This window comes from Cryobacterium sp. TMT4-31, assembly GCF_004403385.1.
Classification (GTDB): domain Bacteria; phylum Actinomycetota; class Actinomycetes; order Actinomycetales; family Microbacteriaceae; genus Cryobacterium; species Cryobacterium zongtaii.
Map to the genome: position 1 here is coordinate 49,651 of NZ_SOGI01000054.1, position 11,749 is coordinate 61,399.

The 11,749-nt window shown below is 59.8% G+C and carries 13 protein-coding genes and 1 pseudogene; 8 read left to right on the forward strand and 6 right to left on the reverse strand.

What is annotated here, in order from left to right; genetic code table 11:
• Positions 1 to 130 precede the first annotated feature (130 nt).
• The 4 genes from E3T19_RS12415 to E3T19_RS12430 all read right to left on the reverse strand — a co-directional run bounded on the left by E3T19_RS12415 (position 131) and on the right by E3T19_RS12430 (position 2,659).
• A complete protein-coding gene (locus E3T19_RS12415) occupies positions 131 to 712 on the reverse strand; it encodes a zinc-binding dehydrogenase (RefSeq protein ID WP_166788871.1) in 582 nt (193 codons plus the stop codon).
• A gap of 235 nt (positions 713 to 947) precedes the next feature.
• Positions 948 to 1,550: an HD domain-containing protein gene (locus E3T19_RS12420; protein WP_134408969.1), complete on the reverse strand. Its 603-nt coding sequence runs from the start codon at positions 1,548 to 1,550 to the stop codon at positions 948 to 950.
• Positions 1,551 to 2,021: an OsmC family protein gene (locus E3T19_RS12425; protein WP_134408970.1), complete on the reverse strand. Its 471-nt coding sequence runs from the start codon at positions 2,019 to 2,021 to the stop codon at positions 1,551 to 1,553.
• Positions 2,018 to 2,659, reverse strand: coding sequence for a GntR family transcriptional regulator (locus E3T19_RS12430; protein ID WP_166788872.1), 642 nt, complete (start codon positions 2,657 to 2,659; stop codon positions 2,018 to 2,020). The genes E3T19_RS12425 and E3T19_RS12430 overlap by 4 nt, the downstream gene beginning before the upstream one ends.
• Before the next feature lie 333 nt (positions 2,660 to 2,992).
• Here E3T19_RS12430 and E3T19_RS12435 point away from each other — a divergent pair, with 333 nt between their 5' ends.
• The gene (locus E3T19_RS12435) at positions 2,993 to 3,490 is read left to right on the forward strand and encodes a hypothetical protein (RefSeq protein ID WP_134408972.1); all 498 of its coding nucleotides are present in this window, start codon (positions 2,993 to 2,995) and stop codon (positions 3,488 to 3,490) included.
• 350 nt (positions 3,491 to 3,840) lie between these two features.
• Complete coding sequence (locus E3T19_RS12440; RefSeq protein ID WP_134408973.1) at positions 3,841 to 4,734, forward strand: DNA/RNA non-specific endonuclease; 894 nt, start codon at positions 3,841 to 3,843, stop codon at positions 4,732 to 4,734.
• Here E3T19_RS12440 and E3T19_RS12445 read toward each other — a convergent pair.
• A pseudogene (locus tag E3T19_RS12445) lies at positions 4,731 to 5,366 on the reverse strand (recombinase family protein). The gene E3T19_RS12440 and the pseudogene E3T19_RS12445 sit on opposite strands and share 4 nt — an antisense overlap.
• A gap of 319 nt (positions 5,367 to 5,685) precedes the next feature.
• On the opposite strand from E3T19_RS12445, the gene E3T19_RS12450 reads away from it, so the two are divergent.
• The 5 genes from E3T19_RS12450 to E3T19_RS12470 all read left to right on the forward strand — a co-directional run bounded on the left by E3T19_RS12450 (position 5,686) and on the right by E3T19_RS12470 (position 9,679).
• On the forward strand, positions 5,686 to 5,904 hold the full coding sequence (locus E3T19_RS12450) for a hypothetical protein (RefSeq protein ID WP_134408974.1): 219 nt from the start codon (positions 5,686 to 5,688) through the stop codon (positions 5,902 to 5,904).
• Positions 5,905 to 6,502: 598 nt separating this feature from the next.
• Complete coding sequence (locus E3T19_RS12455; protein WP_134408975.1) at positions 6,503 to 7,072, forward strand: dihydrofolate reductase family protein; 570 nt, start codon at positions 6,503 to 6,505, stop codon at positions 7,070 to 7,072.
• Between the two features lie 241 nt (positions 7,073 to 7,313).
• On the forward strand, positions 7,314 to 8,132 hold the full coding sequence (locus tag E3T19_RS12460) for a hypothetical protein (protein ID WP_134408976.1): 819 nt from the start codon (positions 7,314 to 7,316) through the stop codon (positions 8,130 to 8,132).
• 332 nt (positions 8,133 to 8,464) lie between these two features.
• Positions 8,465 to 9,013, forward strand: a complete 549-nt coding sequence (locus E3T19_RS12465) for a GIY-YIG nuclease family protein (RefSeq protein ID WP_134408977.1) — start codon at positions 8,465 to 8,467, stop codon at positions 9,011 to 9,013.
• Between the two features lie 93 nt (positions 9,014 to 9,106).
• Positions 9,107 to 9,679 (forward strand): hypothetical protein, encoded by a 573-nt coding sequence (locus tag E3T19_RS12470; RefSeq protein WP_134408978.1) that lies wholly within the window; start codon positions 9,107 to 9,109, stop codon positions 9,677 to 9,679.
• Between the two features lie 80 nt (positions 9,680 to 9,759).
• On the opposite strand, the gene E3T19_RS12475 is transcribed toward E3T19_RS12470, so the two are convergent.
• Complete coding sequence (locus tag E3T19_RS12475) at positions 9,760 to 10,458, reverse strand: hypothetical protein (protein ID WP_134408979.1); 699 nt, start codon at positions 10,456 to 10,458, stop codon at positions 9,760 to 9,762.
• Between the two features lie 327 nt (positions 10,459 to 10,785).
• Between E3T19_RS12475 and E3T19_RS12480 the strand changes: the two genes are divergently transcribed.
• A complete protein-coding gene (locus tag E3T19_RS12480) occupies positions 10,786 to 11,685 on the forward strand; it encodes a hypothetical protein (RefSeq protein WP_134408980.1) in 900 nt (299 codons plus the stop codon).
• The last annotated feature ends 64 nt before the right edge of the window (positions 11,686 to 11,749 follow it).

The window sequence follows — 11,749 nt, forward strand, 5'->3', positions numbered from 1 at the left end:
ATCACTCAACAGTCCCGCAGAGTCGGATGCCTGAGTTTCTCGGGTCCGTCTCCTACGTCTCGTAACCTCGGGCTTCGATGGGCTGAAACGAAGCCAACGTGTCGCTTGGGCTACGCCTGGCTCTGTGGACTCAGTTGATCCGGACCACTGTCTTTCGGGTCCCGTGACCATTCGCCTGTTCGACGTGTGCCGTGATTGCGTCTTCCCAAGGGACGATCCTGGGAACGGGGGTAACGAGGTCCTCCTCGGTGAGTGCGAGTACGCTCTCGATGAGATTGCGGGTTGCGGTCGGAACTGTGCGGCTGAGGTTGATGATGCTAGACCCGGCGAGCGAAACGTTCCGGGTTCGCAGTTCGCCCGGAGTCGGCGTGACGGCGTCCTTTTGGGCGGCCGCAGCTCCATAGCTGATGACAGTGCCGCCGGACGCGACTTCTGTAAGGGAGTTAGCCAGCACATCGCCCCCGATCGATTCCAGGATGATGTCAAACAATTGACCGCCCGCGGCGTCCTTCGCTCGAGCGAAGAAATTAGTGCCGCGCTCGACCCCAATGACCCCGTCCGCGAGACCTCCCGCTTTGGAAGCTGAACCGAGTCCCCCAACGATGTGATCGACCCGATACCGGCGAAGGAGCGCTGCTAATGCATACCCCACTCCGCCGGCGGCACTTGTGGTGAGGACGTTGCTTCCCAGCCCGGGTGTGGAGCGGCGCACGAGGCCACTAGCCGTTGCCCACGTCAAGGGGATGCTTGATGCGGTTGCTCCATACCGCGGACGAAGGGTCACCCAGAGGCGTAGCCAGGGGCGCCCCGTCGAGCAAGCGCATCGGTAAAGTTCAGCCCCGCATACTCGACCTGGATCAGGACCTGGCCGGGCTCCAACTCCGGCACCGAAATGTTTGTGTACCGAAGCACTTCGGGACCGCCGGGCTCAGTCATTTGCAGAGTTCTCATGAGTGCTGATCGTCCAATGGGTTGGCACGAATCAGATCGACGATGCCACTCCTCATCGCTGAAGCTGCGGCGCTAGTTGGTTTTCGCCGACTTTGCGCCTCGAAGCATCGGATGAATTGCGCGCCTAAATCCAGGCGGGGCACTTTGCCGAGCACGTCATTCACGGTCTCAGGGTTCCAGAGGTGTGCATTTCGTCCTGATATGTCGAGTGAGGTCGCAACCCTGAGCAACTCGCTCTCCGAACCTGGCTCAACCTCGTCGTCGGTCATGTGAGAAACGATGATCTTATACAGCTCGTTGCGTCGTTCGATCGTCCAGTCAGCGCCTGCCGCGAAGGCCCAAGCGACATGCCCGCCCGCTTTTTCAAAGGCGACGTTTTCGCTGTCGAATTCCGGTACCAGTCCCAGGTCGTGAAGCAGAGCAGACACGTAGAGCAGCTCAGCGTCAAATGCGATGCGGTTGCGGTCCGCATGATCCACCGCCCAGGCATACGAGCGGATGCTGTGGTTGAGGAGTGCGGGGGTGAGGTACTGTCGCGCAACTTCCAGAGCCAATGCACTTACCCGGCTCGGGGGATCGATTGTGGGTGTGATTCCCATTTAGGATGCCCGCTCGATGGTTGCACGGTGGTAGATCGGCGTTTGAATCGACCTAGCGATAAAGCAGTAGTCGCCCACGCGCTCATGCAACTCCTCGGCGAGAAGAGCGTCACTATCTGAACTGATGACGACTACCGGGTGCAACGTGACGCTCTCGAACTGTCCAGCGCCATTTTCTTCTTCGATCATGCGGCCGGTGGCGCCGTCTTTATAGTTGAGGACGGTAACGCCTTCTTTTGCGGCTAGGGCGAGGTACCAGAGCATGTGGCATTGGGCGATGGACGCTAGGTAGAGCTGTTCTGGATTCCAGCGTGAGGGGTCGCCTCGAAACGATGGGTCGGAAGAACCAGCAATCGTGCCCAGCCCTTCGCTCGCCACCTCGTGATTTCGAGAATACGAACGAAGGGTCTTCGTTCCCTCTCCGGTATTGCCAGTCCAGGTGATGGATAGGGCGTAGTTGTGGTCGGTCATTGTTGGGGTCCCTCACTCAGTGCAAGAAGTGTTTCGCGGGTATTGAGGATGTGCTTTTCGACAGCATCGCGCGCGGCCGCGGCGTCGCCTCCGAGCACGGCGTCGATGATCACCCGATGCTCGCGATCGACCTGCTCCACCCGCTCAGGTGTGTGGAGAGTGTGTTTCGTGCTGACGGTGATGCGATCCCACCAAAGCGCCAACGTCGCACTTATCGCTGCGTTGCTCGCGAGAGCGGCTGATCGCTCGTGGAACAGTCGATTGAAGTCAACGCCCTGCTCGAGGTCTCCGGCCCGAGTGTGCGAGGCGGCGCTGTCGGCAAGCTGCGCCAGCTCGGCAAGAGCTGCGGGCGGAAGTTCTCCCGCGCTCACTCGTTGAGCTGCTTGGAAGACAGCCCACCCCTCAAGCCCTGCACGTGCGGATAGCAAGTCGGCAAGTTCCGGGATCGCCATGACCTTGACTCTTACCCCTCGACCCTGGGCGATCACTAAGCCGTCGCCCTCAAGCCGGTGCAGCGCCTCTCGTATCGGCGTGCGACTCACACCCAGACGTGTGGCCAGGTCTGCTTCGGCAATGCGAACTTTTGGATCTAGTTGTCCCGACACCACTAACCGATGTAACTCCGAATAGATTGTCATACCGATTATTGTATGCAGTAACACATAGTGCATGCAATCTGCCCTTGCATCCCTCCGCGCCGCGATCTTGAACTGCTAACCCGCACCGGCCAACGGAAGCCAACATGCTCAACTGTCTCGCAACCCTAGGGATTCAAGACGTCTCACCCGCCATCAGCCCTCAGGCCCCGGAGCGATTGGGAAGCGGAACCGTTGGCGCTGGTGGCAGGTCAGCGAAGATATTCTGGTCGGACCTCGGCGATCATTCTCGCTATCACTAGGTATTTCGTCTCGAAACCCGCGACGATGTGCTCAGTAGTCTTGGCCGAAGACACTCGGGTAGCGAGGGATGCAATGCAGCGAATTTTTGATATCCGCATCACCAGGTGGTACTTCAAGCTCCTCTACGCCATCGGTGCATGGCTAGTCGGAATCCCAGCCCAAGGCCTCCTCGCCGCGTTGAGCGCACCCGCGCTGGTCAGCAGCCTGCTAAGTACGGTGATCACGCTCGCAAGCGTCATCGTTGGCGCGAGATTGTTCCGCGGTCGAGGCGAACCGGTCGCGCCCCGTCGGCCTTGGTGGAAAATGACCGCTCGACCGCTGCTCAGTCGGGTGCTCGGCATCATCTCTACGCTGTTTCTGGCCTCAATATTGTTCCTCGCCATCACTGCGACTCTCGGGGTTGACGAGTCAGTGCAGTCACTGGGGAGCACGCCAATCCTCGACACGACCATTAACGTCGCCCTCATGGCAGTGCTGGCGTTTCTGTATCTAAATTCCGCTATTCGCTTGGCGAAGATACCTGCCCCCGTCCGAGAACCTAAGTTCAAACCAAAGCTCAAACTCATATAGGTACCGTCGCATCACAGAATTGTCCATAACGATTGGCGGACGTAACCCAGTACTAGTCCGCCGCAATTCGGCCGCGTAGTCGCGAGAGCCCGATGAATCCCGCCCGCTACGGAATCGCGTTGGGGTGCGCCATAGTTGAATCCACCCAAGTACCGGGTGTCTCGTATCCCTACGGATATAAGACGTCTCGTGGCCGTGATCTGGGCTTCTTCTAAAATCGTCCAGATCCCGCGACGGCCGAGTCTTTTAACTACGTCGCATAACCTCCGGCGGAAATTTCGGTACCCTGCGTTAGTTATGAGACACCTTGTCGACGCTCAAATGTCGGCTGCGACTGCTTAGCTATCGGCATGAACGCTGCCACAATCTCTCCAGCTGGGTACGACGACACCTTCCTCGAGTTGCCGCTGCAGTTTCCCGCGCCGAACAAGGGCACCATCACGCGCGAACTGACCTACACACACTTCACCATCCTCCTGGAGCCCGTCCGTCGCCTTGCCATCGCGACCGGTGTCAACATCGACGGCAACCACCTCGTCGACGTCGACCGCGGCGATGACTGGCACTTCGACTCGCGCATCCCCACCAACGAACAGACCGGTGAGGCCGTCTACGCGAAGAACGACCTAGACCGCGGGCATCTCGTCCGGCGCCGAGACCCGGTCTGGGGCGACGCCGCAACCGCCCAGCAGGCCAACGCTGATACCTTCGCCTACACCAACGCCGCCCCGCAAGCCGGGGCAATTAACCAGTCGAAAGAGCTCTGGCTCGGACTTGAGGACCATGTCCTCACCTACGCACGCACCAACGAAAACCGCATCAGCGTTTTCACCGCACCTATGCTCTCCATTGAGGATCCGGTTTACCGCGGCACCGGGATCCCGCAATCATTTTGGAAGATCGCGGCGTGGACCACCACGATGAACGGTTCCACCGTCCTTCGATCCGCCGGGTTCGTTTTAGACCAAAGCCCCCAGCTGGCCGATATCGACCTTGACGATGCCGGCGGTCGAGCTCTCATCGACGGCACTCCCCCGCCCCTGGGTCCATACCGGACGTACCAGGTGCCCATCGTGGACATTGCGGTCCTCACCGGTTTGAACCTGACCGTTCTGGCTGAGGCGGATGTTCTGGCGCCCCTGCCCACAATTCGAGACGATGCCGGCCCTCGAGAGCTATGGGTTGAGCTGCCTGAAATATCAGAAGTGCGCCTCGAACCCCAGCCAGATCGCCTGCCGGCCTAGCTCGCCGCAGAAGCTCGCGGCTTCGTTCTTCCGATCAGCTTCACACCGTCTGGGCGCAGTTCTCCGGACGGCGAGACGTGACGGTAGAGAGTTTGCCGGGTGACACCGAGCTCCTTGCAGAGGTCACCGATATGGGTTTCTTTCTGTCCCATGGCGGCCATAGCGAGGCGAACTTTGGCCGCTGTCATCTTGTACGGCCGGCCACCATTTCTTCCGCGGACCCTCGCCGCGGCGAGGCCGGCAATAGTGCGCTCGGAGATGAGCGTCCGTTCGAACTCTGCCAGGGCGGCGAAGATACCGAAGACGAGCTTCCCTGATGCGGTCGTGGTATCGATGGCGGTGCCCTCACCAGTAAGGACCTTCAACCCGATCCCCCTCCGTAAGGTCGCGCACCGTGTTGACGAGGTGACGGAGATCGCGGCCGAGCCGATCGAGCTTCCACACCAGAAGGGTGTCGCCGTTGCGGAGCCCTTTTAGGCACGCCGCCAGTTGGGGGCGGTCATATTTCTTCCCGACGCCTGGTCCTCGTAGAGATTGTCCTTATCGAAGCCGGCCGCGACGAGAGCGTCGCGCTGCAGGTCGGTGCTTTGAGATCCATCAGTCTTTGAGACGCGCATGTACCCGACGAGCATGGCGGAACCCCTGTCATTTATGCCGCCGAATACGTGACAACCAGAACACCTCTGGCACAAAGACGGAAATTGTCATTTAACCCGTCACGGATTCTACGTCCTGAAAAGGCTCCTCAAATTTGATTTCGTGATGACCTCCTCCGGTCGCGGCTCTCCGCGATCTACTCGGGACCGGGCGGGACTTTCGCCCCTGCTGGAAAGGAAAATACCGTCATAGTCTCACAGTCGACATCGATGCAGCCGCTGTCAGAGGCCCGCCGTTCCGCCCCGCTCCGCCGGATAACCGGCACCCGTGACCCGCACACCTCGGAGACGAAAAATGCACGCTACAACTTCTTCGCACCAGCCGCCGGCCCGGGAAAGCGCCGCCCGAGAGCGATTGATCATCCTGATCCAGGAAACCGCGGTTCACATTGAACACGGTTACGAGGACCACTTGGGACTGGAGGATTCGGAAGCGCTAGCCGACACTCTGATCGCCAACGGCTTCGACCGCAACGCAAAGCTCGCAGCCTATCCCCTCGGCCACTGCGCGTAAGTGGGCGCTCTTGCCCAGCCTGCATGGATGCGGTCTGGAGAACTGCGATGAGCCAGATCTGTCAGTTTGAACTCCAAGACCCGGGGGCGACCGGTGTCAAACAAGAAGACGGGATGATGACCGGTATTTGGCACCCAGTTGAGCTTTACCCCAGCCGGGCACGCCACTCCCCGCGCCTACCTCTTGGTGACGCTGAAAAAATTTGAGCCAGCGACCGGCTGAAGGTTCTGGCCTTAATTTGGTCGTTACCGAATGTCTCCGAAAACCCTCGGATTCCCTTATATTTACAGGGAACCAGGCGATTCGCTGCCTCCGATTGTAGCCCATCGTTTTGGGTCAAATAGAGGTGAATTAGATGGGTAAATGATGGACTTGTGAACCGCCTTGAGCGGTCGCTTGGGCCCTTCCGACCTCTCCCCCGAATGCCGTCGCGAGTGATCGAAGACGGACAATGATGGCGATCGGACGCGCGCTGGTTCGCGTCGCGGGCGGCGCTATACACTGAGCGCGAATTAGTGCGCCGATCCGAAACAGCCCCGTCAACCATTTGAGAACGGTCCGACAAAACGCGGGGTGCGCGTCAAAGGAGATTCACTAGATGAGACCACTCCGATACTCCATCAACGTCACGCTCGACGGTTGCTGCCATCACGAGGCAGGACTCCCCCCGGACGAGGAGTCGATGCGCTACTGGACCGCTCAGCTGGAGCGCGCCGATGCCCTGCTGTTCGGCCGGGTGACCTACGAGATGATGGAGCCGGCGTGGCGGAAGCCGGCCACCGGCAGGTGGCCTGACTGGTTCAATGAGTGGCAGGTCCCGTTCGCCGAGACCATCGACCGGGCGAAGAAGTATGTCGTGTCGAGCACACTGAGCGAGGTCGATTGGAACGCCGAGCTGGTGCAAGGCGACCTGGAGCAAGCAGTTCAGCGCCTGAAGCAGCAGCCAGGCGAGGGCTTGTGGGTCGGTGGAGTGACGCTCCCCCTGGCCTTGGCAGATCTGGGACTGATCGACGAGTACGAGTTCCTTGTGCAGCCGGTCCTCGCCGGACACGGCCCAACGTTGCTCGCCGGCCTGCGTGAGCGCATCCAGCTCGAACTCGTGGACCGCCAGGAGTTTCGGTCGGGGGCTGTCGCCGTACGATACCGACCCACGCGAGTTTCGGCCTGACGTGGGCTCAAGATTTGTCTGCCATCGCCCGGGATTGCGCCGGGTGCATCTCTACTCGATCGTCACGCCGACGCGTCCTGGGCCTGCGACCCGAGTCAAAAGCGAGCGCCACTCGGCTAGGCCAGCTCGTCTCTTCCTAGCGACACCCGAGGAGGAGCGTGACGAAGCGCGCGTATCGACGCGCCAGCAGTCCACCGGCCTGGCACGCTGGGTGCTACTCTCCTGCCAGTAGGCTTCGGAAATGAAGCATGACGATGACGAGTGGTTTCCCCGCGAAGTGCGCATTCCCAAGGGAACGCACCTTTCTGATTCGCGGGACACTCCTGGGGCTGAACGCAATTTGCTCCGTGAGGATGGAACCAACCGGTTACTTGGACCTACCGAGTCCCGCGAGGTGAAATCGGATGTTTTCGCCTCATCCTCCCCGACGCCCGACGCGGGATCACCAGATTACGGACACGACATGCGGGGTCAAGCATTGGGGCAAGACAAGCTTTCACCGTCACAGCAAGCAGTTGCCGATGCACTTTTTGAGCTACTCGCGGAGGCAATTCGAGAGTTCGTCATCCCTGTTGCACGCGAGCACATTTTTCCTTGGGCAGTTCAAAAAGTTGGTGAGCTCGTTCAGCGTATGCGGGTCACTTCCATCAAAGTCTACGAGCGGGCCGCAAAGACTTCCATCACAATCAGGCCGCCGAAAGATCCGGCGCAAGACGCTAATGGCTCGGACGCGGCTGCGACGCAAGCTCAGGTTCGCATGAGCCAGGCGGAGCTCATCAAAGGCCTGAATGACGTTCTTCAAGCCGAGAGGTTTCTTGCAGAACGGAAGAGATTGCTGGCCGACGCGCTCCGTGAAGGAAACGACCTGCCTGCGGAGCTGATTCGGGTGATCGAACAGGTTGGCGGCGACACTCCGACGCTCGATGAAGGGACGTTGGTAGTCATTGCTGATTTCTCAAGTAGGACCGAGGCAGGCGGGGCAATGTTCGCCATATCGGCTAGTGAAGATGTTGTGTTTGAGCTTAACGAGCTGCCAGCGGCGGTCGAGAACGGCTCTTAGCAGCGCAGTAGAAAGTCAAGTCCTCGACACCGGCATCAACGGCATCCGTGATTCCTCATCGACCAGAGCCGAATTAGGGAACTTGAACGCCCGGAAAAGGCCTTAGGCCGTTTTTGACCACTGCTCCTTTAGCCTTAGCCACAGCGATCACCGGCAGCAGCTTCACCCAAGCTCGCTGAGCTAAAGGCGGCACAGAGAAACTCGTAAACGGGGCGGTGCGGCACGGAAGAAGTAACGCTTACTCTGCGTCGGAGCTAGAGCCGCTCAGCGTCTGGGTCATTTCTCGACTATTTCCATCTCGACGTATGACCCTTCGGCCTAAGCTTGCAGCTGTGACCATCGCTGCAGAACTCGTCGACGATGCCTCATTCCGTCCCGCCGACTCCATCGATTCCGACGTACCGCCCTCCCCCGGCCTCTACGCCATTCGACTCCGCATCGGGTCAACGTTGCCAGGACCATTCGAGTCACTACTCGGCGAACGCTCGTCGCGCCTGATTTATATAGGGAAGGCAACGTCGCTCAAGGACCGGATGCTCCGAAACGAACTCCGAGGTCGTGGGCACGGCACCTTCTTCCGCAGCATCGGAGCCGTTCTGGGGTTCCGCCCGCGGGCCGGTTCGCTCGCGAACAAGGTGAACAAGTACAACTTCAGCTTCGAGAAGCCCGACCGGGACTCCATCGTTCATTGGATCAACGTCAACCTCGAGGTGAGCTGGCGGGCGTTGCCGAGTAGCGACGTGCCGGTCACCGAGACTTTGCTGATCCTTGACCACACGCCGTTGCTCAACCTGGACGGCAATCCTTTGGCATTGGTTGAACTTGACGATCTACGTGTGCTGTGTCGTCAGATTGCTTTGGCGTCGGCTGAGTTGGTGTAGCGCGCCTGAGGCTCGACGAGTCCTGCGGCGCGAAAGGTCGAAGGTTCCTTAGTGCAGCCACAACGCCTGATGGAACGCGGCTTAGGCTCAGGTATGACCTCTGATGATTGGCGCTCTATCCTCTCCGGCTTCGTGCTTCCGCTGGTTTCGATACTGCTCGGAGCGGGGGCGGCTTGGTACACCGTCCGCAAGAACGCGGAGATGGACAAGACTCGCTCTGCCATTGATGCCTCCCGTGTTTCGTTGGAGGCTAGTCGACTTACACACGACACGAAGACGGCGGATCGTGATGTCAAGCTACCGATCTACCTTGGATTGCTCGATTCGGTAGCGAAAGCAGCCAAGCAGGCCGCCGATCAAGTGGAAGCGAATCGTGCGGCGGGGCTAACTAGCTTCAGCATCTACTACGTCGAATACAACTCAGCGGCTGGCCGCGTGCGCTTGCTAGTTCGCGACGAGAATCGTGAGCGACTCAACGAGATCCTCCATGCGTTCCATACGAGTCACTATGAAACGGCCTTGTCTACGTCAAAAGACCTCTCTGACCTACTCAGCCTCGACCTCCTCGGTAAAGGCTTTGGAGAGCTCGATGAAAGGTCCAGTGAGGCGCATGGTTCTGGGACTACTTCTGAAGAAGCACACCAGTCAGTAGCTGGGGCATGTTAGCTCTCACAGACGAGAGTTCTTCACGCCGGGGCGTCGGCAGCCGCGGAAGAGAACGGCGCCACATCTCACGAAGGCCGGAACTACTCCTCGCTGGCATGCTCGTCCCAGCCCGTGTCGCTCTGGTCGATTTCTATCTGGCAGTCGTCAAGGCGGGCGTCGTCAGCTTCGCGCTGCGTGTTGGCGGCGGCGACGATCGCATCCCATCCTCCCGGCGGCTCGGGCGCAGGCCCTTCAGTTCCCAAAATGGACCTAGGAACATCCGCAATATGGCCCATCGCTACACGCGTCCACGACCTTAACCCTTCCGCATCGTCCCAGCCATCGCCGGTCTCGCCAATCCAATACGGCGTGATGATCCAGAGACCCCGGAGCCGATAGCCGGAAGTCCGGAGCTCCTCGGCACACTTCACGATTTCTGTCATTTGTCGCGGCGGATGCTTCCCGAGCGCGGAGTGCACGTCGTCGCCTCGTCCCCAACCCACAGTCAACAAGTCGTGCACCAAGTCGCGTCTGTAACTGTGCCACTTTCGCGTCGTGTCAATCAAGGACACGGCGATCTCCCGAAGCTCGTGGGGCACTCTCGGCGAGACAAACGCTTCGTGGAGCCGCGGCAGAAGCCGCCCGAACATCTCGGGGCGCCTACCGCTCACAAGTTCAGCAGTCCGCAGTGTGTTCCACATCACTCGCGCCTCGTGCTCGGCGAAGCTGTCACTGATGACGATGTCACCCATGAAGTAGTTGAGCCGAAACTCTTCAGGTACCTCGTCAAGCGTGGGCATCTCACAACGGTATCGGGCGCGCCGAGAGCTTGCGACCGCCAGCTCGTTCAGAACTCACGCAGACCAGGCTGCGTCGCCAGACCTGCATCTTGAACTGAAAATCAGGATGCTGCAGCATGGGCACGCCAAGTGAGGACGCTCGGGGCAACCGCCGCTTTGCAGGTGGACCGACAGTCAAGACCGCGTGGTGCAGCAATCGATTCAAGTCCATGCACCATGTTTAGGGACGACCGCGTTCTTGGTTCGGACCGATCGAGAAACACGAGGTCACCACCGCGTATAAGGCGCCCAGGCTGCTCCCGCCAGGAAAGTCGGTACAGTCATGCCATGACGATCGAACACCCGCCACGACCCGAAATGTCGCTTGTGCTCAAGGACGCGAGAGCCGGCGCACGCGAACGGGGCCTCCCAGTCCTAAGCGCCAGTTTCGGTACCGAACCGACCGTTATTTTCGTCAGTGCTCAGGTGGGACTCGGCGAAGCGCTGGATGTTGCAAGAGCGATGAACGCGCCGTTCATTTCTATCGACGCAACGGAGTTCAGTTTCGAGGACTTCATCTCCGAGGTGAGCGAAGAAAACGAAAGTGCCGCACTTGAGCCCGAGGTCAAGGGCTACAAGAAATATGACGGCGAGCTCGACGGCGTGTACGTTCGCTGGGTCGCTGCCGGCGAAAGCTTCCTCTATATGGCCACTCCTGAGTGGTGCGATCGAATAGGTGAGCTGCAGGGCCAGCAAGAGGAACGGGATCGGGAGAACCGGTCCAGAGACGTTGCCGCGATGTGGGCCAGACGGAGGGAACTCGCTGAGGAGATAGAGGCACTCCCCGCAGTTCGCGGTATAGGCACTCGCGGCCGCAAGGCCCTAGCAACGCGTCTCGCCGGTGGCCTGCTCAAGGAAGACGATGACCCTGGGCTCGTGCTGGGCGCGGTTCGCGACGCCGTCGAGCTAGCGGGCGTGAATGCCATCGGTGCATACGCTGAGATCGAGTCGGATTTAGTCGTCGTCGCACGAAATCTCATCGAGACAGATGGCTGGCAGAGCGTCTGGCGCACCCCAGATCGGATCGCTGCAGCAAAGGCATTTCTGCTCAGCAGCACTAACGGGTACGCCCCGACCGCTGCCCTCTCGGAACAACTTCGCAGGCTCGCCGAAGACGAAGCGCGGCTCAAGCCAAAAATGCCCCCGCGGTATCTCCGGCTTGGGACCAACACTCAACCCTCGTCGTGAGATCGCCTGGATCTCACTACCGCGGAACCTCTCGAACTAATTGAGAGCGCTCGATTTATCGACG